At 72.8% G+C, this 22,376-nt stretch carries 19 protein-coding genes; 15 read left to right on the forward strand and 4 right to left on the reverse strand.

All coding sequences use genetic code 11. The annotated features are described in order from the left end of the window. The first annotated feature begins 40 nt into the window (after positions 1–40). The 8 genes from IM697_RS28765 to IM697_RS28800 all read left to right on the forward strand — a co-directional run bounded on the left by IM697_RS28765 (position 41) and on the right by IM697_RS28800 (position 7,293). Complete coding sequence (locus IM697_RS28765) at positions 41–796, forward strand: CoA transferase subunit A (RefSeq protein ID WP_194039006.1); 756 nt, start codon at positions 41–43, stop codon at positions 794–796. After that, a complete protein-coding gene (locus tag IM697_RS28770) occupies positions 796–1,440 on the forward strand; it encodes a CoA transferase subunit B (protein ID WP_194039007.1) in 645 nt (214 codons plus the stop codon). Before IM697_RS28765 ends, IM697_RS28770 begins: the two co-directional genes overlap by 1 nt. After that, positions 1,437–2,639, forward strand: coding sequence for a thiolase family protein (locus IM697_RS28775; protein ID WP_194039008.1), 1,203 nt, complete (start codon positions 1,437–1,439; stop codon positions 2,637–2,639). Before IM697_RS28770 ends, IM697_RS28775 begins: the two co-directional genes overlap by 4 nt. Before the next feature lie 8 nt (positions 2,640–2,647). After that, positions 2,648–3,421: a protocatechuate 3,4-dioxygenase subunit beta gene (gene pcaH / locus IM697_RS28780; protein ID WP_194039009.1), complete on the forward strand. Its 774-nt coding sequence runs from the start codon at positions 2,648–2,650 to the stop codon at positions 3,419–3,421. A 6-nt stretch (positions 3,422–3,427) separates the two neighbouring features. Next, the gene (pcaG, locus tag IM697_RS28785) at positions 3,428–4,033 is read left to right on the forward strand and encodes a protocatechuate 3,4-dioxygenase subunit alpha (RefSeq protein ID WP_194039010.1); all 606 of its coding nucleotides are present in this window, start codon (positions 3,428–3,430) and stop codon (positions 4,031–4,033) included. Continuing rightward, complete coding sequence (gene pcaB, locus IM697_RS28790; RefSeq protein WP_194039011.1) at positions 4,030–5,328, forward strand: 3-carboxy-cis,cis-muconate cycloisomerase; 1,299 nt, start codon at positions 4,030–4,032, stop codon at positions 5,326–5,328. The genes pcaG and pcaB overlap by 4 nt, the downstream gene beginning before the upstream one ends. Beyond that, a complete protein-coding gene (gene pcaDC / locus IM697_RS28795) occupies positions 5,325–6,437 on the forward strand; it encodes a bifunctional 3-oxoadipate enol-lactonase/4-carboxymuconolactone decarboxylase PcaDC (RefSeq protein WP_194039012.1) in 1,113 nt (370 codons plus the stop codon). Before pcaB ends, pcaDC begins: the two co-directional genes overlap by 4 nt. A 64-nt stretch (positions 6,438–6,501) precedes the next feature. Then, on the forward strand, positions 6,502–7,293 hold the full coding sequence (locus IM697_RS28800; RefSeq protein ID WP_194039013.1) for an SDR family NAD(P)-dependent oxidoreductase: 792 nt from the start codon (positions 6,502–6,504) through the stop codon (positions 7,291–7,293). 9 nt (positions 7,294–7,302) lie between these two features. Here IM697_RS28800 and IM697_RS28805 read toward each other — a convergent pair whose 3' ends face one another. Next, a complete protein-coding gene (locus tag IM697_RS28805) occupies positions 7,303–9,975 on the reverse strand; it encodes an ATP-binding protein (RefSeq protein ID WP_194039014.1) in 2,673 nt (890 codons plus the stop codon). A 253-nt stretch (positions 9,976–10,228) separates the two neighbouring features. Between IM697_RS28805 and IM697_RS28810 the strand changes: the two genes are divergently transcribed. The 3 genes from IM697_RS28810 to IM697_RS28820 all read left to right on the forward strand — a co-directional run bounded on the left by IM697_RS28810 (position 10,229) and on the right by IM697_RS28820 (position 12,693). Beyond that, complete coding sequence (locus IM697_RS28810) at positions 10,229–10,375, forward strand: hypothetical protein (RefSeq protein WP_265582675.1); 147 nt, start codon at positions 10,229–10,231, stop codon at positions 10,373–10,375. A 48-nt stretch (positions 10,376–10,423) separates the two neighbouring features. Next, on the forward strand, positions 10,424–11,578 hold the full coding sequence (locus tag IM697_RS28815; RefSeq protein WP_194039015.1) for an anhydro-N-acetylmuramic acid kinase: 1,155 nt from the start codon (positions 10,424–10,426) through the stop codon (positions 11,576–11,578). 101 nt (positions 11,579–11,679) lie between these two features. After that, positions 11,680–12,693: a DUF2510 domain-containing protein gene (locus tag IM697_RS28820; RefSeq protein WP_194039016.1), complete on the forward strand. Its 1,014-nt coding sequence runs from the start codon at positions 11,680–11,682 to the stop codon at positions 12,691–12,693. Positions 12,694–12,840: 147 nt separating this feature from the next. On the opposite strand, the gene IM697_RS28825 is transcribed toward IM697_RS28820, so the two are convergent. Continuing rightward, the gene (locus IM697_RS28825) at positions 12,841–13,455 is read right to left on the reverse strand and encodes a TetR/AcrR family transcriptional regulator (protein WP_194039017.1); all 615 of its coding nucleotides are present in this window, start codon (positions 13,453–13,455) and stop codon (positions 12,841–12,843) included. Between the two features lie 232 nt (positions 13,456–13,687). Between IM697_RS28825 and IM697_RS28830 the strand changes: the two genes are divergently transcribed. Further along, entirely contained in the window at positions 13,688–14,545 is an 858-nt protein-coding gene (locus IM697_RS28830) for a phosphatase PAP2 family protein (RefSeq protein WP_194039018.1), read from the forward strand. After that, positions 14,542–15,495: a DMT family protein gene (locus tag IM697_RS28835; protein WP_194039019.1), complete on the forward strand. Its 954-nt coding sequence runs from the start codon at positions 14,542–14,544 to the stop codon at positions 15,493–15,495. The genes IM697_RS28830 and IM697_RS28835 overlap by 4 nt, the downstream gene beginning before the upstream one ends. An 18-nt stretch (positions 15,496–15,513) precedes the next feature. Here the strand turns inward: IM697_RS28835 and IM697_RS28840 are convergent, their stop codons facing one another. After that, entirely contained in the window at positions 15,514–17,565 is a 2,052-nt protein-coding gene (locus IM697_RS28840) for a phosphocholine-specific phospholipase C (protein WP_194039020.1), read from the reverse strand. Between the two features lie 615 nt (positions 17,566–18,180). On the opposite strand from IM697_RS28840, the gene IM697_RS28845 reads away from it, so the two are divergent. Together IM697_RS28845 and IM697_RS28850 are read left to right on the forward strand one after the other, a co-directional pair. Beyond that, positions 18,181–18,459, forward strand: coding sequence for a hypothetical protein (locus IM697_RS28845; protein ID WP_228044207.1), 279 nt, complete (start codon positions 18,181–18,183; stop codon positions 18,457–18,459). Between the two features lie 38 nt (positions 18,460–18,497). Then, a complete protein-coding gene (locus IM697_RS28850) occupies positions 18,498–19,496 on the forward strand; it encodes a sugar phosphate isomerase/epimerase family protein (RefSeq protein WP_194039021.1) in 999 nt (332 codons plus the stop codon). Positions 19,497–20,604: 1,108 nt separating this feature from the next. Here IM697_RS28850 and IM697_RS28855 read toward each other — a convergent pair. Beyond that, positions 20,605–22,302, reverse strand: a complete 1,698-nt coding sequence (locus IM697_RS28855; RefSeq protein WP_194039022.1) for an amidohydrolase — start codon at positions 22,300–22,302, stop codon at positions 20,605–20,607. Between the last annotated feature and the right edge of the window lie 74 nt (positions 22,303–22,376).

Genomic DNA, 22,376 nt, shown 5'->3' on the forward strand with positions numbered 1-22,376 from the left:
AACGAGGCGCTGAGAGCTCGGAAGAGATGGGGCTTCTCGGATGGACAAGGTGGTCGCCACGGCCCTGGAGGCGGTGGCCGATGTCGGCGACGGCGCATCGCTCGCGGTGGGTGGCTTCGGGCTGAGCGGTGTGCCGAACGTACTGATCCAGGCTTTGTACCAGCGTGGCGTGTCCGGGTTGTCGGTCGTCTCGAACAACTGCGGGGCGATGGAGTCCGGCTTGGCGGTGCTGCTGGCGGCCGGGCGGATCGCCCGGGTGACGGGCTCCTACATCGGCGCCAACAAGGAGTTCGCCCGCCAGTACCTGTCCGGCGAGCTGGAGGTCGAGATGATCCCGCAGGGCACGCTGGCCGAGCGGCTGCGGGCGGGCGGCGCCGGGATCCCCGCGTTCTACACCCCGGCCGGGGTGGGCACCCAGGTCGCCGAGGGCGGGCTGCCGTGGCGCTACGACGGCTCCGGCGGGGTCGCGCTGGCCTCGCCGCCGAAGGAGGTGCGGGAGTTCGACGGCACCGAGTACGTGCTGGAACGCGGCATCCGCACCGACTTCGCGCTGGTGCGGGCCGCCAAGGGCGACCGGCACGGGAACCTGGTGTTCAACAAGTCCTCCCGCAACTTCAATCCGCTGGCCGCGATGGCCGGGCGGGTGACGATCGCCGAGGTCGAGGAACTCGTCGAACCGGGCGAGATCGGTCCGGACGCGGTGCATCTGCCGGGGATCTTCGTGCAGCGGGTCGTGGCGCTCACTCCGGAGCAGGCCGCGGACAAGCAGATCGAGCAGCGGACGGTGAGCAGCTGATGGCCTGGACACGCGAAGAGATGGCCGCGCGGGCCGCGCGCGAACTCCAGGACGGTCAGTACGTCAACCTCGGCATCGGCCTGCCGACGCTGATCCCGAACTACCTCCCCCAGGGCGTGGAGGTGATCCTGGAGTCCGAGAACGGCATCCTGGGCACCGGCCCCTACCCCACCGAGGACCAGGTCGACCCGGACCTGATCAACGCGGGCAAGGAGACCGTGACCGTCCTGCCGGGCGCCTCCTTCTTCGACTCGGCGCTGTCCTTCTCGATGATCCGCGGCGGCCACATCGATGTCGCCGTGCTCGGCGCGATGCAGGTCTCGGCCGACGGTGACCTGGCGAACTGGGCCATCCCCGGCAAGATGATCACCGGCATCGGCGGCGCGATGGACCTCGTCCACGGCGCCCGCACGGTCATCGTCGTGATGACCCACACCGCCAAGGACGGCTCGGCGAAGATCCGCACCGAGTGCGCGCTGCCGCTGACGGGCAAGGCGTGTGTGAACCGGATCATCACCGACCTCGGCGTCCTGGACGTCACCGAGGACGGGCTGCTGCTCGTCGAGACCGCGCCCGGTGTGAGCGCCGACGAGATCATCGCCAAGACCGACGCCAAGGTGACCGTCGCGGAGGGCCTGCTGTGAAGAACGTCTACCTCGTCGACGCGGTCCGCACCCCGATCGGCCGCTACAGCGGCGGCCTCGCGGGCGTGCGCCCGGACGACCTGGCCGCCCATGCCATCCGGGAACTGATCGGCCGTACGCCCGACTTGGACCCGTCCCGGATCGAGGACGTCTACTTCGGCAACGCCAACGGCGCCGGCGAGGAGAACCGCAACGTCGGCCGCATGGCCGCGCTGCTCGCCGGCCTGCCCACCTCCGTGCCCGGCGTGACGGTCAACCGGCTGTGCGCCTCCGGCCTCGAGGCGGTCGTCCAGGCGGCCCGCGCCATCGCCGCCGGGGACGCCTCCATCGCGGTGGCCGGCGGTGTCGAGTCGATGACCAGGGCGCCGTATGTGCTGCCCAAGTCCGACCGGCCGTTCCCGGCCGCCCACACGGAGCTGTACTCCACCACCCTCGGCTGGCGCATGGTCAACCCGAGGATGGAACCGCAGTGGACGATCCCACTCGGTGAGTCCGCCGAACTCATCGCCGACAAGCACAAGATCAGCCGCGAGCAGCAGGACGAGTACGCGCTGGCCTCCCATCAGAAGGCCGCGAGGGCCCAGCAGGCCGGCCTGTTCGACGCCGAGCTCGCCCCCGTGTCGATCCCGCAGCGCAAGGGCGACCCGGTCCGCTTCGCCGCCGACGAGTGTGTACGGCCGGACACCTCGCTGGCCGCCATGGCCAAGCTGAAGCCGTCCTTCCGGAAGGAGAACGGCACGGTCACGGCCGGCAACGCCTCCCCGCTCAACGACGGCGCCGCCGCCCTGCTGCTGACCGACGAGGAGGGCCTGAAGGCCACCGGCCGCGAGCCCCTCGCCCGGATCTCCGCCACCGGCGTCCACGCGCTCGACCCGCACTACTTCGGCCTCGCCCCCGTCGAGGCCGTCAACCGGGCGCTGGCCAAGGCGGGCAGGGGATTCGGCGATCTGTCGGTGCTGGAGCTGAACGAGGCCTTCGCCGCCCAGGTGCTGGGCTGTGTCGCCGAATGGCCCGAGTTCGACCCGGCCATCCTCAACCCGCAGGGCGGCGCCATCGCCCTCGGCCACCCCCTCGGCGCCTCCGGTGCCCGCCTCGCCGGCACGGTCGCCCACCAGCTCGCCCGCAAGGGCGGCGGAGTCGGCGTCGCCACCCTCTGCATCGGCGTGGGCCAGGGCCTCGCCCTCGTCCTCGAACGGTAGGAACCCCCATGACTCTCACCCAGCACGACATCGACCTCGAGATCGCCGCGGAGCACGAGGCCTACGACAAGCGCGTCGCCGAAGGCGCCCCCGTCGAGCACCACCCCCGCCGCGACTACGCCCCGTACCGCTCCTCCGTCCTGCGCCACCCCAAGCAGCCGCTCGTCCCCATCGACGTCAGCAACGACCCGGAGCTGGTGGAGCTGCACTCCCCCGCCTTCGGCGAGCGGGACATCACCGAGACCGACAACGACCTGACCCGGCAGCACAACGGGGAGCCGATCGGTGAGCGCATCACCGTGGAGGGACGGCTCCTGGACCGCGACGGCCGCCCGATCCGCGGTCAGCTGATCGAGATCTGGCAGGCGAACTCGGCCGGCCGCTACGCCCACCAGCGCGAGCAGCACGACGCCCCGCTGGACCCGAACTTCACCGGCGTCGGCCGAACCCTGACCGACGACAGCGGCTTCTACCGCTTCACCACCGTCCAGCCGGGCCCCTATCCGTGGCGCCAGCACGTCAACGCCTGGCGGCCGGCCCACATCCACTTCTCCCTGTTCGGCACGGCGTTCACCCAGCGGCTCGTGACGCAGATGTACTTCCCGAACGACCCGCTGTTCCCGTACGACCCGATCATCCAGTCGGTCACCGACGACTCGGCCCGCCAGCGGCTGGTCGCGACCTACGACCACAGTCTGTCGGTGCCGGAGTTCTCGATGGGCTACCACTGGGACATCGTGCTCGACGGGCCGCACGCCACCTGGATCGAAGAGGGACGCTGACCTGCCATGACGAAGATCGACACGAGCCGCCCGGAGACGGTCCTGCCCACTCCGTCGCACACGGTGGGCCCCTTCTACGGCCATGCCCTGCCCTTCCCCGGCGGCGGCGACATCGCGCCCCTCGGTCACCCGGACACGATCGCGGTGCAGGGCTACGTCCTCGACGGCGACGGCAATCCGCTCCCGGACGCCTTCGTGGAGCTGTGGGGCGCCGACCCGGACGGCCACGTCCCGCAGGTCGACGGCTCGATGCGGCGCGACCCGGCGAGCGGCGGCTTCCTGGGGCGCAACGGCGTGGAGTTCACCGGCTGGGGCCGTGTCCAGACGGACGCGGGCGGCCACTGGAGCGCGCGGACGCTGCGGCCCGGGGCGCGCGGGCAGAGCGCGCCGTACCTCAGCGTGTGCGTGTTCGCGCGCGGGCTGCTGGTGCACCTGTTCACCCGGATCTATCTGCCGGGTGACGAGGCCGCGCTGGCCGCCGACCCGCTGCTCGCCTCGCTGGACGAGGCGCGCCGGGCCACGCTGATCGCCGAGGACCAGGGCCGTGCCGCATACCGTTTCGACATCCGCCTTCAGGGCGAAGGCGAGACGGTCTTCCTGGAGTTCCAGTGACTTCTGTCGATCCCGACGACACCGGCCTGCTCGCCCCCGGGTGGGCAGGCTCCCCCGCCGCGAGCGCGACGGGCGACGCCGCCTTTCTGCGAGCGCTGCTCGACGCGGAGGTCGCGCTGACCCGGGCCCAGTGGTCGCTCGGCCTCGCGCCGGCCGAGGCGGCGACGGCGGTGACCGACGCGGCCGACACCCACCCGTTCGACGTGCGGTCCCTCGCCGAGCGCGCCCGTGCCGGCGGCAACCCGGTCATCCCCCTGGTCGCGGACCTGACGAAGGCGGTCGGCGACCCGTACGGCCCCTATGTCCACCGGGGCGCGACCAGCCAGGACATCATGGACACGGCGACGATGCTGGTCGCCGCGCGCACGCTCGACCTGGTCCTCGGCGACCTCGGCCGTACGGAACGGGCGCTGTCCCGGCTGGCCGCCGAGCACCGCGACACCGCGCTGCCCGGCCGGACGCTCACCCAGCACGCCGTACCGACGACGTTCGGGCTGAAGGCGGCCGGATGGCGAGCGCTGGTACTGGACGCACGGGACCGGGTGACGGCCGTGCGGGACGCGCTGCCCGCGCAACTCGGGGGCGCGGCGGGGACGTTGGCGGCCTTCGGGGCCTACGGCGCGAGCGATCCGATCGAGCTTCCGGCGGCGTACGCCGACGAACTCGGCCTGCGGACGCCCGAGTTGCCCTGGCACACGCTGCGGACGCCGGTCGCCGATCTCGCCGGGTGCCTGGCCCTCACGGCGGGCGCCCTCGGCAAGGTCGCCGTGGACGTCCTCACGCTCTCCCGCACCGAGATCGCGGAGGTGGCGGAGGGCAGCGGCGGTGGCTCGTCCGCGATGCCGCACAAGTCCAATCCCGTACGGTCCACGCTCATCGCCTCCGCCGCGCGGCGGGCACCTCAGCTCGCGGCCACGCTGTACGGGTCGCTGGCCGCGGAGGATGAGCGCCCGGCCGGGGCCTGGCATGCCGAGTGGGAGCCGCTGAGGGAGTTGTTGCGGCTGGTCGGCGGGGCCGCCCGGGACGCCGTCGAGTTGGCCGAGGGGCTGCGGGTGCGCCCCGATGTCATGCGCGCCCACCTGGATCTCACTCAGGGGTTGATCGTCTCCGAGCGGCTGTCCGCCGAGCTGGCCCCGGTGCTGGGCCGGGTCCGCGCCAAGGAGCTGCTCACCCGGCTGGCGTCCAAGGGCCGTCCGCTCGCCGAGGCGCCCGAGCTGGCGGACATCGACCTCGACCCGGCCCACTACACCGGCTCCGCCGGAGCCCTCACCGACCGTGCTCTGGAGCGACGTTGAACCTCCTCAACCACCGTGCCGAAGGGCCCGCTTCCGCGCAGCCGCTGCTGCTCGGACCCTCGCTCGGCACCTCGTACGCCCTGTGGGACAAGGTCGCGCCCGAGCTGTCGATCACCCATCGGGTGGTCCGCTGGGACCTGCCGGGGCACGGCGGCTCGGCGGCCGATCTGATCGCGGAGGGCGCGACCGTCGGCGACCTCGCCCGTCTGGTCCTCGCCCTCGCCGACTCGCTCGGCATCGAGCGGTTCGGCTACGCGGGTGTCTCGCTCGGCGGTGCGGTCGGCCTGTATCTCGCCGTGCACCACCCGCAGCGGGTCGGCTCGCTGGCCGTGATCTGTTCCTCGGCGCACTTCAACGGAGCGAAGCCCTGGCAGGAGCGGGCCGCGCTGGTGCGGCGCGAAGGGCTGGCGGGGCTCGCCGAGAACGCGCCCGCCCGCTGGTTCACGTCCGGGTTCACCGTGCCGGAGCTGGTCCAGAACCACCGGGACGCCGATCCGGCCGCGTACGCCGCCTGCTGTGACGCGCTCGCCGCCTTCGACCTGCGCGATCGGCTCACCGAGATCTCCTCGCCGACGCTGCTGATCGCCGGGCGGGAGGACCCCGCGACCCCGCCGCCGCATCTGCGGGAGATCGCGGACGCGGTGCCGGGCGCCGCGCTGGTCGAGATCCCGGGGGCCTCGCATCTGGCGCCGGCGCAGTGCCCGGGGGCGGTGCTCACGGCGCTGCGGGCGCACTTCGGTGAGAGTGTGAAGCGGGGCATGGAGGTGCGGCGCGAGGTGCTCGGCGATCCGCATGTGGACCGGGCGCAGGCCCGGCAGACGGCGTTCACCGCGCGCTTCCAGGACTTCATCTCGCGCTATGCGTGGGGCGAGATCTGGACCGACCCGACGCTCAGCCGCCGCGAGCGCAGCATGATCACCCTGACGGCGCTCGTCGCGCACGGCCACTACGACGAGCTGGCCATGCACGTCCGGGCGGCCCGCCGCAACGGGCTCACCCCGGAGGAGATCGGCGCCGTACTGCTCCAGACGGCCGTGTACTGCGGGGTCCCGGCGGCGAACTCGGCGTTCGCGACGGCCCAGCGGGTGCTCGCGGAAGAGGAAGGGTGACCCCAGCGGTCGTAGGCACAGCAGCGGCTCGCACCTGCCTCCACTCCGTGCCTACGGTGGAGGCATGTCCACGATTCTGATCACCGGTGCCACCTCGGGGCTCGGCCGCCACGTCGCCTTCGAGCTGGTGCGGTCCGGGCATCGCGTGCTCGCGCACGGCCGGGACGCGGGCCGTACCGAGCGGCTCGTGGCCCAGTTGCGGGCCGAGGGCGAGGCCGAGGGGTTCGTGGCGGATCTGGCCTCGCTGGACCAGGTCCGGGAGCTGGCGGCGCATGTCGCCGGGGAGCATCCCGAGCTGGATGTGCTCGTCAACAACGCGGGGGTGGGTTTCGGTGCGCCCGACGCGGGCCGTGAGCTCAGCCTCGACGGGCATGAACTGCGCCTCGCGGTCAACTACTTGGCGCCGGTCGTACTGACCCGCGCGCTGCTTCCCGTGCTGCGCGCGAACGCGCCCGCGCGGATCGTGAACGTCGGCTCGGCCGGTCAGGAACCCCTCGACTTCGACGACCCCGAGCTGACCCGCGGCTACAGCGGTGTCTCGGCGTACCGGCGCGCCAAGTTCGCGCTCGCCGCGCACACGTTCACCCTCGCCGAGGAGCTGACCGGCACCGGCGTCTCGGTGAACGTCCTGCACCCGGCCACCTTCATGGACACGGCGATGGTCCGCGAGGGCGACATCACGCCCTGGAACACGGTCACCGACGGGGCCCCCGGCGTCCTGGCCCTGGCCACCCGGGACCTGGGCACGGGCCGGTACTTCGACGGCACCCGCCCGGCGCGGGCGCACGAGGCCACATACGACCCCGAGGTGCGCAAGCGGCTGTCGGCGGTCACCGATCAGCTGCTGTCCCTCTGAAGGCCGGCCTCACACCACGCCCGCCGCCAGCGCCGTCTCCGCCTGGAGCACCAGCCCGTCCGCACCGCACGTCTGCGCCAGCGCGATCCCTCGCCGCAGCTCCGCGGAGGAGCGGGCGGCGATGCCGTACTCGACGCGGGCCGCCGCGTGTTCGTACTGGCAGGGCGAGGCCTCCAGATAGGCGACGGCCTGCTCGGCGAGGCGTACCGCGCGCTGGCCGGTCTCCAGGGCGGCCGCGCAGCGCAGGGCCTCGCCGATGGCGGTGTCGGTGCCCAGGCGCTCGGACTGCCGGCGGACCTCGGTGGCGAGCCGGGCGGCACGGGCCGGGTCCTCGCTCGCCAGGACGCGGGCGAGGTCGACGGCCCAGGGGACGAGCACCGGGTTGTGGTGGCCGCGCACGGCCGCCGCCTTCTCGGCCGCTTCCAGTTCGTTGACGCCGTCCTTGGTGCGGCCGACGGCGAGCAGCAGGCGGCCGCGGACCGAGCGCGGGTCCGGCAGGACGATGGTGGACGGGTAGGGCGGGGCGAAGCCGTACTGCTCGGCGATCTCCCAGGCCTGGTCGACATGGCCGCGGGCGAGCAGCGTGTCGACGAGGTTGCAGGTGGCGGACCAGTGCAGGGGCAGCCGGCGGCCGACGCGCTCGGCGAGCGCCAGCGACTTGCGCAGGGAGGCCTCCGCCTCGCGCAGCCGGCCGCGCCTGCGCAGGCCGAGCCCGACGTAGGCGTGGGCCAGGGCGAGGTGGCCGCCCCTCCAGCCGGCGGACTCATACGCGCGCAGCGCCTCGTTGTAGAGGGCCTCGGCGCGGTCGAGCCGGTCGGTGTAGGCGTAGGCGCTGGCCAGCATCATCGGCAGCTCGATGCCCCACTCCGGGTCGGTCCAGCCGAGTCCGGGGGCGAGGCGGCCGTTGACCAGGGCGCGGTCACACAGCTCGGCGACCTCCTCGGCGTTCTCGCCGCGGGCCATGGCGTCGAAGCCGCGCAGGATGAGCAGGGCGCGCTCGGGGTTGTCGCGGCCGGTGCAGGTCCTGGCGAGTTCGGCCAGGCGTGCGGAGCGTCCGGGGGAGGTCGCCTCGCCCGCGTGTATGCCCTCCCACATGAACTGCACCGCCTGGAGCCGCAGCTTGGCGGGTCCGGCCGGGTGCCGGGCGGCCTCCGCCTCCACCGTGCGGACGGCCTCCTCCAACTGGTCGTTGTGGAGCAGGGCCTGGGAGAGGCGGCAGACGGCGTCGACGCGTTCGTCGCCGACCAGGCCGGGCATGGCGAGGGCGGTCTGGAGGTGGTCGATGGTGGTGGCGGGCGCGGTCAGGAGGGTGGCGCAGCCGAGTTCGTGCAGCACGCGGGGGTGGACGTCGGGCAGCGGTGGCTCCAGCAGGGCGCGTTCCAGGCAGCGGCGGGCCGCGTCGGGGGCGCCGACGGCGAGGTGTTCGCGGGCGGCCTCGCGCAGTTGCTCGACGAGTTCCTCGTCGTCGTCCGGGTGGACCTCCAGCAGGTGGCGGGCGGCGACCGCGGCGCCGTGGCCGTTGTCGGTGACGACGCGGGCGGCGATGCCGTGCATCGCGGTGCGCAGGGCGTCGGGGATGGAGTTGTAGACGGCGGTGGCGATCAGCGGATGCACGAACTGGAGCTCGCCGTCGTCCGGGCGGCCGCCCCCCGCGTCGGACTCGGTGAGGATGCGGGCGGTGCGCAGGAGTTCGGCGCAGCGCACCGCCTCGTCGAGGCTCATCGTGGCCAGGTCGGCGACCAGGTCGACGGAGATGCCGGTGCCGAGGATGGCGGCCGCCCAGGCGAACCGGGTGGCCTCGATGCCGAGCGTCTCCAGGCGGGCGACGAGACCGCCGCCGCGTGCCGCGCGGTTCAGGGCGCGCAGCTCGCCGGCCGCGGCCTCGGTCGGTTCGTACTCGCTGTCCTGCACCTTGGCGAGGAGTTCGACGGTCTCGTACGGGTTGCCGCCGGTGACGGCCCAGACCTCGCGGCAGAACGGGGCGTCGGCGTGCGGGCCGAGGGTGGCGCGGGTGAGGCCGGCGGTGGCCTGCGGGGTGAGGGCGCTCAGGGTGGCGACGGAGGAGCCCGCGGCGGCGACCGCGTCGAGGTGGCGTGCGCCGTCGCCGGCCTCGCCGGGGCGGCGGGCCACCATGACCAGGACGCTCTGCTCGTCGAGGCGTTCGGCGAACGCGGCGAGCCAGCGCAGGGTCTCCTGGTCGGCCCAGTGGGCGTCGTCGACGAGCAGCACCAGCGGCCAGTCGCGCCGGGCCAGCCGGCGCACCGCGGCGACCAGGCCGTCGCACACGCCCTGCGGATCGGCCTGGCGCTCGCCCGGCTCCGTGATGCCGAGGGCGGGGCCGGCGATGTCGTACCAGTCGCCGAGGTACTCGCGCGCCTCCTCCGGCATCAGCGACAGCAGCGCGGGCTGCAGCAGCTGCCGTACCACGTTGAAGGGGACCGAGCTCAGGGTCTCGCTGCCGCGGGCGGACCACACCGTGCAGCCGCGGGCCTCGGCGATACGGCGGGTCTCGGCCAGCAGCGCGGTCTTGCCGAGTCCGGCCTCGCCGCGGAGCACCAGGAGGCTGCCCGAGGAGGACTCGTCGGAGCACAGGGCGTCGAGGGCCCTCCCGACCGCGGCGAGTTCCTCGTCGCGCTCCCAGAGGGAGGCCGAGGCGCCCGGCGTCGGCCGTACCTGCGTCATCCCGCTACCTCCCCGATTCGCCCCGATGACGTACAGACCTTGAGCGTAGCCGTCCGACTGCCCGAGTGGAGGCCGCTCGGGGCAGCTGTTGCCGTGACGGGTGACGGGGAGTGCGCGCGGGCGACGCACAGGGCCCGCGACCTGTTCCCACGGAACTTACCGATAGTCAAAAACCGCTACTCGAAGGGCAGTCGGAAGGCGGGGAGTTCGGCGGGGACGCTGACGGGGGCGACGTCGGTGGTGGTGCTCAACGGTGGTGCTCAACCTTCTTCAGGACCCCGGCGTTTCCCTCACCGTGAAAGGTGCGGCAGTGTGGGGCGCGGGTGCCGAGGTGGGACTGATGGCGGGGCCGGGACCGGCGGTGTTCTCGGGCCGCGCCGGGCTCATCATCAAGGGGTGATTGTCCTCGCGCCGGTGAGGCGTCCGGGAGGAAAGGCGAGTTGATCGGATGCGGGTGATCGGTCTGATGTCGGGCACGTCGTACGACGCCATCGACGCCGGCGCCGCCGACCTGGACCTCGTCGGCGACAGCCTCGTGCTCAGGCCGCTGGGGCTGGTGAGCGAGGCGTACGACGAGGCGCTGCGGGCGGCGCTCGCGGCGGCGCTGCCGCCCGGGACGGCCTCGATGGGCGAGGTGTGCCGGCTGGACACCCGGATCGGGCGGGCCTTCGCGGCGGCGGCCGTCCGGGCGGACCGTGAGCTGTGCGACGGTCGGGCCGAGCTGATCGCCTCGCACGGGCAGACCGCGTATCACTGGTCCGAGGACGGCCGGGTGCACGGCACGCTCCAGCTCGGGCAGCCCGCCTGGATCGCCGAGGCGACCGGGCTGCCCGTGGTCGCCGACTTCCGCCCGCGCGACATCGCCGCCGGCGGCCAGGGCGCACCCCTGGTCAGCCTGGTCGACCTGCTGTGGCTGCGCGGCCGGCCGGGCACGCCGGTCGCCCTCAACCTCGGCGGCATCGCCAACCTCACCGCACCCGACGGCACCGCCTTCGACACGGGGCCGGGGTGCGCGCTGATCGACGCCGCGGCGCGGGGGTTCAGCGGCGGGCAGCTGTCGTACGACGTCGACGGGGCGCTGGCCGGTCGCGGCAGCGTCCATGAGCCGCTGCTGGACAGGCTGTTGAAGGAGCCGTACTACGCGCTGCCCGCGCCGAAGACGACCGGCAAGGAACTGTTCCACCTCGGTCATCTGCGGGACGCGCTGGCCGGGGTCGGGACCCTGCCCGCGGAGGACGTGGTCGCCACACTGACCATGCTCACGGCACGGACGGTGGCCGACGCGGTGCGCTCGCTGGGCGCGAGCGAGGTGATCGCCTCGGGCGGCGGGACGCGCAACCCGGTGCTGATGGCGATGCTGGGGCGGCGGTTGCCCGGGGTGGCGCTGCGCACCTCCGACGAGTTGGGGCTGCCGTCGGCCGCGAAGAAGGCGTACGCCTTCGCCGTGCTGGGGTTCCTGACCGCGCACGGGCTGCCGGGCACCGTGCCGACGGCCACGGGCGCCCGGGACGCGCGCGTGCTCGGTTCGATCACGCCAGGCCGGGACGGGTTGCGGCTTCCGCCGCCCGCCGGACGGCGGCCGGTGCGGCTCGTCCTGGAATGAGGGCCGCGAAAGTCCTGGAGAGGGATGCGAGAGGGGTTCGAGAGGGCTTCGAGAGGGGTTCCTCTCATCCGGCTTTCACCGACACCTCATACGGTGAGTACATGACGCAGGTGACTCCTCCCGGCTGGTACCCCGACCCCGGCCGGAAAAGTGACGGTCCGCCCACCGAGCGCTGGTGGGACGGCAAGGCATGGACGGACCAGGTCCGGCCGGCGGGGTCGGCTGGCGTACCGGGCCCGCCGGAGCAGCCGCCGGCCGACGGCAGCGCCACGGCTCATCCGGTGTATCCGGTGCACCCGGGCTATCCCGGGCAGGTGCAGCCGGGCGGCCGGCGGGGCCTGCGCACCGGCATAGCCGTGGGCGTGGCCGCGGTCGTCCTCGCGAGCATCGGCGTGGGCGTGTATGCGCTGACCGCCGACGACGGCTCGAACAACGTCGGCTCCCAGCAGGGCCCGGGCGGCCAGGGCGGTGACGGCGGCGGCCAGGGCGGTCCGTTCGGCGGTCCCGGCGGCGACGGCGGTTCCGGGGGCGGCGACGGCGGTTCCGGCGGCCAGTCGCCCGCGCCCGAGGGGTCCGAGGCGCCGAAGGTGGACAGCGGCTCGGTGACCGACCCGGTGAGCGGGATCAGCATCCCCATCCCGGACGGCTGGTACGGCCAGCAGCTCACCGTGGGCGCGCAGGTGGCGTCGGACGAGACGTACAAGTGCCCCTCCGACACCTCCCAGGAATGCATGAAGGGCGGCGCCTACTCGGCGCCCGCGCTCGTGCACGGCGCCAAGGACGACACGGCCGAGGAGGTCGCCAAGGCGGACATCGCGGCGAACGCCGAGGAGTCCTACGGCAAGGGGTACGGCGAGATCACCTCGCACGAGGTGCTGGCCTCCAAGGCGGTGACCGTGGCCGGGCAGAAGGGCTACCTGGTGCGCTGGAAGGCGGTCACCAGCAAGGGAGCCGACGGCTACGTCGAGTCGCTCGCCTTCCCCTCCCCCGTCAGCGAGCGGCAGATGGTCCTGGTCCGCTTCGGCGTGGACGTCACGGAGGGACAGTCGGTCCTCGACGAGATCGCCAAGGGCATCAAGGTGTCCACCGGCGGCGGCAACGGCCAGGACATCTGACGCGCCCCGGGAACGACGCGGCCGGGTGGGGCGCCCCTCCGCTCAAGAGGAACCCCACCCGGCCGGGGGGTGCGCGCCGCCCCCGTCCCCACGGTGCGGCGCGGAACAGGTCACCGTCCAGTCATCCCGTGGACGGCGGCCTGAGTCTCAGGTGAGGCCGAGCGTCGGCAGCACGGCGGCCTCCACGAATCGGACGATGTACTCCGGGTCGGCGTCCTCGCCCTCCAGCATGGGACGGGCCCGCAGCACGCCGAAGATCTGGGCGGGGATGTACTCCAGCGCCGGATGGTCGGCGGCGACCTCCCCGCGCTCGACGCCGCGCCGGAGGATCTCGCGCAGCGCTTGGAGCTCGGGTTCGATGAGCGCCTCGTGCAGCGCCCGCTTGAGCTCCGGGTCCTCCATCAGGGCATGCCCGAGTGCCTGCAACAGCCGGGTGTCCTTGGACGACCACGCCCCGGCGGCCCGGGCGGCCTCCCGCAGGTCCCCCGCGAGCGTGCCGGTGTCGATGCCGTCGAAGCGGGTCTGCCGGCTGGCGCGCAGGGCGGCCGCCACGAACTGCGGCTTGGTCCGCCACTGCCGGTAGAGGGTGGCCTTGCTGCACCGGGCGCTGGCGGCGACGCCCTCCATGGTGACGGAGTCGTAGCCGCACGCGCGGACCTGTTCGAGCACGGCGTCGAAGAACTCCTGCTCACGCTCGGGCGTGATCTTGGAGCGGCGCGAGGCGGCGACCGTCTCCGGTCCGTCCGCGGCCTGCGACGTCATCTGCTCGTCTCCTCACTCGCATGCGACCCCACCGTCTGCGGAGGCTCGCTTTCCAGTGTGTCGTACGTCTATCGAAACGCCACTGTACCGGAACGCTGCCGTATCGGTACAGTGGCGTATCGGTACAGACGCGTTTCGGTACGTCACCGTACCGATGAGTTCGCCGAGCCCGAGGAGTCAACAGCTCGACAAGCTCAGCCAGCACCACTCACGTGAGCGAAAGGGCCGGGGGATGAATGGCCGCACCGAGCCTTCCGAGGCGGAGACCGCGATAGCGCGGCCTCCGCTCGTTCGAGAACTCCTGCTCGTCGCAGGGCTCTTCCTCGTCTACAAGTTCGGCCGCCAACTGGCCACGGGCCACACCGCCGAGGCCTTCCGCAACGCGGACCGCGTGTGGGATCTGGAACGGGCGGTCCACCTGCCCGGCGAGGACTCGGTACAGCACCTGCTGCTGCACGGCGACCCGCTCGTGCACATCGCGAACACCTACTACGCGGCCGTCCACTTCCCGGCCACCGCGGCCTTTCTGATCTGGCTGTATCTGCGGCGCCCCGCCCACTACGTCTGGGCCCGCCGCGTCCTCGCCGCCGTCACCGCGGCCGCCCTGGTGGTGCATCTGGCGTTCCCGCTCGCCCCGCCGCGCATGCTGGCCGCGACCGGGCTGATCGACACCGGGCAGGTGTACGGCCCCTCCGTCTACGGCCCGCCCCAGACCGACCACCTCTCGAACCAGTTCGCGGCGATGCCGTCGCTGCACCTCGGCTGGGCCCTGATGGTGGCGATCGGCCTGATCGTGGCGACTCGGTCCCGTCTGCGCTGGCTGTGGCTGCTGCATCCGCTGCTGACCCTGCTGGTCATCGTGGGCACGGCCAACCACTACTGGCTCGACGCGATCGTGGCGACGGCCATGCTCGGCATCGCCCTCGCGGTGATCCTCCCCCAGACTTCGGCCGGGGCGACCCCCATCTCGCTTCGCTCGCCCCGGCCCGCCTCGACGGCGGCCGGACGCGGCGCCGGGAAGCCCGTGCCGACGGCCCGGGACGAGGAAGCGGTCGACGAGGGATCCGTACTCGCGGGAGCGGCCCGATGAACGCCACCGTCCTCGCCGTCGTCCTGTCCCTGGTCTCCGCCGTCGCCTACGCCGGCGCGGCCGTCGCCCAGGAGCGGCTGGCCGCCCGCGCCCCCGGCTCGGGCCTGCTGCGGCTGCTGGGCTCCGGCGCCTGGTGGGGCTCGGTCCTGCTGAACGGCTCCGGCGCGCTGCTGCACGTCGTGGCGCTGAAGTACGGCCCGCTGACCGTGGTGCAGCCGCTCGGCGCGCTCACCCTGGTGGCCGCGGTGCCGCTGGGTGCGCGCATCGCGGGGCGGCGGGTCAGCGCGGTCGAGTGGCGCGGTACGGCGCTGACGCTGGCCGGCCTGTCCGCGATCCTCGTCACGGCGTCCGGGCCGGCGCCCGAGCAGGTCCTGAGCACCTCTCAGGCGCTGGCGGTCGCGGCGGTGACGGTGACCCTGATCGGCATGCTGGCGCGGCCGGGCGCCCGGCCGGGGCTGCGGCACGCGACCGCGTCCGGCTTCGCCTCCGGTGCCGCCTCGGCGCTCACGCAGACGGTGACGGTGGCCGCGACGGACGGCTCCGCCCCGCTGCTCAGCCTCCAGGTGATCGGGGTGGCGCTGCTGGTCGCGGCCCTCGCGGCGAGCGGGCTGCTGCTGTCGCAGACCGCCTACCGGGGCGGGCTCGGCGCACCGCTCGCGGTGGTGACGCTGGCCAATCCGCTGGCGGCCGCGGCGATCGGCCTGGTCCTGCTCGGCGAGCGCCTGCAGGGCGGCCCGGCGGGCATCCTCCTGGCGCTCGCGGGGGCGGGACTGGCGTCGTGGGGCGTGGTGCTGCTCAGCCGGGCCACCCCCGAGCCGGCCCCGGCCGACCTCGCGGCGGACGAGGACCACCCCGTCGCCGCCGTCCTGGCCCTGGAACCCGAGTCGGCGGCACAGGAACCGGCGCTGGTGCCCCGGCAGCCGGAGCCGGGGCACCTCACCGCGCTGTGAACAGCGCCGCGAGCCGGACTACTCCGTGATGATCGCCGGGTCGCTCACACCCGGCCGCCCGGTCTCCACCCGACCGGCGAACCGCCGCAGGAACGCCGGGTCGGCCCCGGCGGTGACGGTCAGGTCGTACCAGCGCCGGCTCTTCGCCAGGTCGACCGTGCGGCGCGCGGTGGCGCCGGGCCGTACGGTCACCGTCGTGGTACGGCCGCCGTACCCGTCGGCGACCTTGAGACGGACGCTCGTCACTCCCCCGTTGGTGAAGGTCAGCTCGATGTCGTCGCCCCTGTGCCGGGCGGTGACCTCGGGACCGGCCGCCTTGTTCGAACCCTTGAACCAGCGCACGAAGCCGGACGGGCCGTGCACGGTCAGGTCGTACGAGCCGTTCGAGTACGCCGAGTTCCAGGTGTCCGCGATGCTCTTGCCGGCCTCGGTGGTGTACATCCACGGCCCGTCGGTGCGGTTGCCGGACGTGACGTGGAAGGCGGCACCGGCCTTGGCGCCGGAGGCGAAGGTCAGCGTGAGCTTGCCGGCCGCCGCGTCCACCGAGCCGTCCACGTGCGGGGCGTACTTCAGCGGGCGGGCCGGACGCAGACCGCGCTCCTGCCGCGGCATGTCGGGGTCGGCCGGCGGCGTCGGCCTGTAGTCGGGGTGCCGCTCGCGGTCCGGCGGCTCGTACTCGTCCGTCCCCGGCAGCGCGGCGGGGCGGCTGTCCTTGCGGGAGAAGTCGAACGCCGAGGTCAGATCGCCACAGACGGCCCGGCGCCAGGGGGAGATATTGGTCTCCTCGACGCCGAAGCGGCGCTCCATGAAGCGCAGGATCGAGGTGTGGTCGAGGGTCTCGGAGCAGACGTAGCCGCCCTTGCTCCACGGCGAGACGACCAGCATCGGCACCCGCGGGCCGAGGCCGTAGGGGCCGGCCGGGCGGTTGGCGTCGCCCTTGTACAGGTCGGGCGAGACGTCGACCGTGGACTTGCCCCGCGAGGCGTCCTTCGGCGGGAGCGGCGGCACCACGTGGTCGAAGAAGCCGTCGTTCTCGTCGTAGGTGACGAACAGGGCCGTCTTGGACCAGACCTCCGGGTTGGAGGTGAGGGCGTCCAGGACCTGGGCGATGTACCAGGCGCCGTAGTTGGACGGCCAGTTGGAGTGCTCGGTGAAGGCCTCGGGGGCGACGACCCAGGAGATCTGCGGCAGCTTGCCCGCCTTGACGTCGGCGCGCAGCTGGTCGAAGTAGCCGTCGCCGTTCTTGACGTCGGTGCCGGTGCGGGCCTTGTCGTACCAGGGGTCTCCGGGCTTGGCGTCGCGGTACTTGTTGAAGTACAGCAGCGAGTTGTCGCCGTAGTTGCCGCGGTAGGCGTCCTCGATCCAGCCCCAGGAGCCGGCCGCGTCCAGGCCGTCGCCGGTGTCCTGGTAGAGCTTCCAGGAGATCCCGGCCTGCTCCAGACGCTCGGGGTACGTGGTCCAGCCGTAGCCGAGCTCGTCGTTGCCGAGGACCGGGCCGCCGCCCGTGCCGTCGTTGCCGGTGTACCCCGACCACATGTAGTAGCGGTTCGGGTCGGTCGAGCCGATGAAGGAGCAGTGGTAGGCGTCGCACACCGTGAAGGCGTCGGCGAGGGCGTAGTGGAAGGGGATGTCCTCGCGGGTCAGATACGCCATGGTCGTGGTGCCCTTGGCGGGGATCCACTGGTCGTACTTGCCGCCGTTGTACGCCTGCTGGCCGTCGGTCCAGCCGTGCGGGAGGCCCTCCAGGAACTGCATGCCGAGGTCGTCGGCGTCCGGGTGGAACGGCAGGATCTCCTCGCCGCCGTTCGACTGGTGCCAGTTCGACTTGCCGTTGTCCAGCTTCACCGGGCGCGGGTCGCCGAAGCCGCGGACGCCGCGCAGCTTGCCGAAGTAGTGATCGAAGGAACGGTTCTCCTGCATCAGGACGACGATGTGCTCGACGTCCTCGATCGACCCGGTGCGATGGTTCGCCGGGAGCGCGGCGGCCCGCTGGATGCTGCTCGACAGGGTCGTGAACGCCGTGGTCGCGCCCGCGAGTTGAAGGAATCTGCGCCGGTTGACTTCGGGCATGAGTGAGGGACCTCTTCCCATCGAGGGTGTTGTGACCGGCCGTTGGTGACGGAATGCGCGCGAAAGGAGTGTTTCAGGAGCACCAAACGTCAGGGAAGGGTCCGGTGGCGCTCGTGTGAAACTCGTCGGTACGTGGGGTGTGCCGGGCCAGGGCGCGGGGATGGTCGCGATCACGACAGAGACGGCGCGCACGGATTCCCCGCCGACCTCACGAGGTCTCCACGGCGGTGTCCTGGTCACGGGTGCGGGTCCGGGTGCTCAGGACCAGGATCGACGGCGCCCACTCGACCTCACTGGAATCTTTCGGGGCGACGCCCTTGACACGTCCGTGAGACCGGATCGATAGTACCCAGAACTTAAAGCGCTTTAAAGCATTCGGTTGTTCCAACAAAGCCCGCACAATGAGGTGCCATCAGCATGAACCGCACATCCCGCTCGTCTGGGACACCATCCGCAAGGGCGCCGAGACCGCCGCCGACCAGGCGAACCTGGTGCAGAACGCGGAGGCCGTCTCCGGTGAGGCACTGGGCGCCAGGCTCAACTCCACCGACTTTCAGCACGCCCTGTGCGTGATCCAGGTCCAGGGCGCGGTCAATCTGGAGCAGCGCTGCGCCGGTGTCGCGCACCGGCTTCGGCCTGCCCAACGGCCTGTTCTTCGACGTCCTGGGCGTCGGCGGCCGGGCCGCGTTCGACCAGCACCGGCCCGCCGAGTACCTCTTCGACGACGCCCAGCCCCAGGCCCGTGCCTTCCTCGACCAGGTCGCCGGCGTCGCCGAACCGCTCCCGGCCTGCGCCACCTTCGCCGACGCGCTGCGAACCATGGAGATCATCCAGGCCGTCGTCGCCTCCTCCCGCGAGGACGGTGCCGCCGTCCTCGTGCCGCCCGCCGCCTGAACCCGAAGCACTCGCCCCGCACCCGCAAGGAGACAGCCATGGCCCTCAAGCTCGGCGCGTACACCGCCTGTCTGCACGACCGCACCCTCACCGAGGCCCTCGACATCCTCCAGGAGAACGGCCTGACGTCGGTCGAGGTCAACACCGGCGGTTTCATCCCCTCTCCGCATTGCCCCGTCGACCTGCTGCTGTCCTCGGCCACCGCCCGCGAGGAGTACCTCGCGACCTTCGCCCACCGCGGCATGGAACTGACCGGCCTGAACTGCAACGGCAACCCCCTCAACCCGCTGCCCGGGGTGGGCCCCAAGCACGCCGACGACCTGCGCCGCACCATCCGCCTCGCCGGGCTGCTCGGCATCAGGCACGTGGTGACCATGTCCGGCACCCCGGGCTCCGACCCGGACGCCAAGTACCCCTCCTGGGTCGTCAACCCCTGGGACGGCGTCTACATGGACGTCCTGGACTACCAGTGGGGCGTGGCCGTCGAGTTCTGGAAGGAGATCGACGCCCTCGCGCGGGAGAACGACGTCAGGGTCGCCATCGAGATGCACCCGCACAACGTCGTCTTCTCCCCGGTGACGTTGAAGCGCCTCGTCGACGAGGGCGGGCTCACCAACGTCGGCGCCGAGATGGACCCCTCCCATCTGATGTGGCAGGGCATGGACGTCATCGCCGCCATCAAGTGGCTGGGCCCGCTCGTCTTCCACGCCGCCGCCAAGGACGCCACCCTCTGCCCCGGCGCCGACATCCGCGGCGTACGGGACACGTCGTTCACCCGCGTACCGGCCGACGCGCCGGACAAGGTGCCCACGGGCTACGGCTTCTGGTGCAACGCGTGGCCCGAGAACCCGGCCTGGAAGTTCGTCGCCGTCGGCCTCGGCAACGACGTCCCCTTCTGGACCGAGTTCCTGCGCGCCCTCGCCGAGGTCGACCCGCAGATGGCCGTCAACATCGAGCACGAGGACGCCGCCTACTCCCGCACCGAGGGCCTCGCCCTCGCCGCCAAGAACCTCCACATCGCGGCGGCGGTACTCTGACCCGCGTCTCTTGACCGGGCCCCGTTCCCACGAGCCGGGAACGGGGGCCGGTGAGTCCGTGTGCGCGGTGCGTGTGCGGTCGGCTCAGTCGCGTCCCGCCGACAGCGAGTAGCCAGGCCCTCCTGGAAACCGGACGCCGAAGCACCATCCGACGACGGCGGCACGGGGCCCTCCCCCTGAAACGCGCACAGTGGCAGGACGACGGCGTAGCCCACGACGGGATCCTCGGGAACACCCGGTCGCGGATCATCGCGGCTCCGAACAGCGCGCGGCCCAGGGCGAAGAAGGCCACGGCCCACGGGTCGACGTCGAGCCGGAACTCCGGCGAGCCCGCCACGTCGTCGATGAGGTCGAGCGCCTCCACGTCGGCGGGTCCCGGACGCGGCACCCGGGGGAAGCGCTGCGCGGATTCCGGGTAGCGGCGGTTGTGGGCATGCTCCTCGCGGCGGTCGAAGAGGTACGTGCGGCACAGCCGCTCGGCCGGATCGGGGCGGCGGGCCAGCAGCGCGTCGTGGACCGCCGCCGAGCTGACCGGGGAGGTGCGGGGGCCGCACCGGGGGGCCGTAGCGCGAGCGGATCGGCCCGGCGTCGGTGTGGAACGGCAGCGCGGCCCGGGTCCGGTAGCCGCGTGCCGCCGGATCGGCCAGGCCGCGGCCGGTGTCCCTGACATGGCCGAGCGGGTGCCCGTCCGCGTCCTGCGGGACGGGCCGCCCCAGGTACTGACCGAGGCCCCAGAGGACCGTACTCGCAGCCGGCTCGCCCAACTCCTCGACCGGGATGCCCTGGACGAGCACGAACCCCCGCCCGCGCGCCTGCGCACGGCGAAGTCGATCTCGGCCGGCTGGTGCGGCGAGAGCCGTACGATCCACTCCTCGGGGTCGTTCGCCGGATTCCCGCCACTCCACACCGAGGCCCCGAACGGGGCGCGTGCGGCGCCTCACCCGCGTCCGTCATACCGGTCATGTGCGCCTCCGTACCACCGACGGTCAGCCTCATCAGACCAGTTCGGGCACGGGAACCCGACCGTGGGACGGAGGGGGACGGTCCTGCGCCGCTCGCCCGCCCCATCCTGGCGGGCGGCCCTACGACGCGCCTGCGGTCAGGGCGCTCACCGTTCGTGGACCACGCGGCCGTCGAACACGGTGAGATCCACCTGGACCTCGGTGATGTCATGGGGGTCGAGGTCGAGCAGCGGGCGGTCGAGGACGCACAGATCCGCCACCTTGCCCGGTTCGATCGTGCCCTTCCAGCCGTCGGCGAAGTCCTGCCAGGCGGCGTTGGCCGTGTAGGCGCGCAGGGCGTCGGCGAGCGGCAGGCACTGGTCGGGGCCGCTGGGGCGGCCGCTGGCCTTCGACTCGCGCAGCATCATCGAGGCGACGCCCTGGCGCCAGTCGGGCTCCGTAATCGGAGCGTCGGAGCTGGCGCAGACCCGCACGCCGGCGTCCGTCGCGGAGCGCGCCGGCCACTGGTAGGCCGAGCGCTCGGGGCCCACGACCTCGTCCATCAGGTCGGAGATCGTCCACTTGATGGCGGGGTTCATGTTGACGCCGTAGCCATGCGCGGCCAGCTTGGCGAGGCTGTCGGGGCCGATGAAGTCGCCGTGGATGACGTAGTGGCGGGCATCGGGCCGGGGCGCGGCCTCGTCGGCGGCGACGAAGGCGTCCACGACGGTGTCGATGGCTCGGTCGCCGGTGACGTGCACGCCGACCTGGAAGCCGGCCTCGTGCGCGAGGCGGATCATCTCGCGCAGTTCCTCGACCTGGAGCGCGGGCGTCTCGCCGTGCACGCACAGGGCGCCGTGGCCGCCTTCCGGGTACGGCTCGCTCATCCACGCCGTGCGGTTCGGCGGCACCCCGTCGCCGAAGATCTTGACGCCGATGGCCCGCAGCAGCCTCGGATCGGCGGACTCGGGCCGGCGCAGCTCCGCCAGCCCCGCGCGCACGTCGTCGGCGGAACCGCCCATCGGCGCGGGCAGCAGCAGGACGCTGACGCGGGCCTCGAGCTCGCCGTCGGCGGCGAGTTCGGCGTAGGCGTGCCAGTTGTCGGTGCTCAGGCCGCCGAAGAGGGTGCCGGCGCCGCCGGGCCCGAGGCCGGGCTCGGTGTAGCTGGTGATGCCGCGGGAGTGGAGTTCGCGGATCACGCCCTGGATGGCCTGGCGGCGCTGGGCGGTCGTGGGCGAGGGGAGCGCGGCTTGGAGGAGCCCCTGGGCTGCCTCCCGGAGGATGCCGGTGGGCTCACCGTCGGGGTCGGTGTCGATGACGCCGCCGGGCGGGGGCGCGGTGTCCGCGTCGATCCCGCAGCGGCGCAGGGCGGCGGTGTTGGCCCACACCATGTGGGAGGAGAAGTCGGTCAGGCAGACCGGGTTGTCCGGCGCCACCGCGTCCAGGTCCCGACGGTTCGGGAAGCGCTTCGGGTCGGCGAGACACTCCGCCAGGTAGCCGGAGTCCCAGCCGAGCCCGACGATCCAGTCCCCCGGTCGGGCGGCGGACACCGCGCTGTCCACGACCGCGGCGATGTCGGCGATGGACCCCACCGCGGGATGGCCGACGAAGAGGGCGAAGGGGGGCTTGGTCATCCCGTACGCGGCCCCGTGCAGGTGTGAGTCGTTGATGCCGGGCAGCACGGTCCGGCCGCCCAGGTCGACGACCCGCGTGCCGGGTCCGGCCAGGGCACGCATCTCGGCGTCGGTGCCGACCGCGACGATGTCCCGGCCGCGCACGGCCACGCCTTCGGCGACGGTGAAGTCGCGGTCGACGGTGAGGACCTGGCCGCCGGTCAGGACGAGGGTGGGAGCGGTGTCGCTCACGGGAGACCTCTCTCGGGGGATCAGGGGATCAGATGGTCAGGGGGGCAGAGGGGCAGGGGGGCAGAGGGGCAGGG

The organism is Streptomyces ferrugineus (assembly GCF_015160855.1).
Classification (GTDB): domain Bacteria; phylum Actinomycetota; class Actinomycetes; order Streptomycetales; family Streptomycetaceae; genus Streptomyces; species Streptomyces ferrugineus.

Excerpts from the sequence above, each read along its gene's own strand:
- IM697_RS28765 (WP_194039006.1), top strand. The coding sequence starts at position 41 with ATGGACAAGGTGGTCGCCACGGCCCTGGAGGCGGTGGCCGATGTCGGC.
- IM697_RS28820 (WP_194039016.1), top strand. The coding sequence starts at position 11,680 with ATGACGCAGGTGACTCCTCCCGGCTGGTACCCCGACCCCGGCCGGAAA.
- IM697_RS28825 (WP_194039017.1), bottom strand. The coding sequence starts at position 13,455 with ATGACGTCGCAGGCCGCGGACGGACCGGAGACGGTCGCCGCCTCGCGC.
- IM697_RS28835 (WP_194039019.1), top strand. The coding sequence starts at position 14,542 with ATGAACGCCACCGTCCTCGCCGTCGTCCTGTCCCTGGTCTCCGCCGTC.
- IM697_RS28840 (WP_194039020.1), bottom strand. The coding sequence starts at position 17,565 with ATGCCCGAAGTCAACCGGCGCAGATTCCTTCAACTCGCGGGCGCGACC.
- IM697_RS28770 (WP_194039007.1), top strand. The coding sequence starts at position 796 with ATGGCCTGGACACGCGAAGAGATGGCCGCGCGGGCCGCGCGCGAACTC.
- IM697_RS28800 (WP_194039013.1), top strand. The coding sequence starts at position 6,502 with ATGTCCACGATTCTGATCACCGGTGCCACCTCGGGGCTCGGCCGCCAC.
- IM697_RS28830 (WP_194039018.1), top strand. The coding sequence starts at position 13,688 with ATGAATGGCCGCACCGAGCCTTCCGAGGCGGAGACCGCGATAGCGCGG.
- IM697_RS28805 (WP_194039014.1), bottom strand. The coding sequence starts at position 9,975 with ATGACGCAGGTACGGCCGACGCCGGGCGCCTCGGCCTCCCTCTGGGAG.
- pcaG (WP_194039010.1), top strand. The coding sequence starts at position 3,428 with ATGACGAAGATCGACACGAGCCGCCCGGAGACGGTCCTGCCCACTCCG.
- IM697_RS28850 (WP_194039021.1), top strand. The coding sequence starts at position 18,498 with ATGGCCCTCAAGCTCGGCGCGTACACCGCCTGTCTGCACGACCGCACC.
- IM697_RS28815 (WP_194039015.1), top strand. The coding sequence starts at position 10,424 with ATGCGGGTGATCGGTCTGATGTCGGGCACGTCGTACGACGCCATCGAC.
- pcaH (WP_194039009.1), top strand. The coding sequence starts at position 2,648 with ATGACTCTCACCCAGCACGACATCGACCTCGAGATCGCCGCGGAGCAC.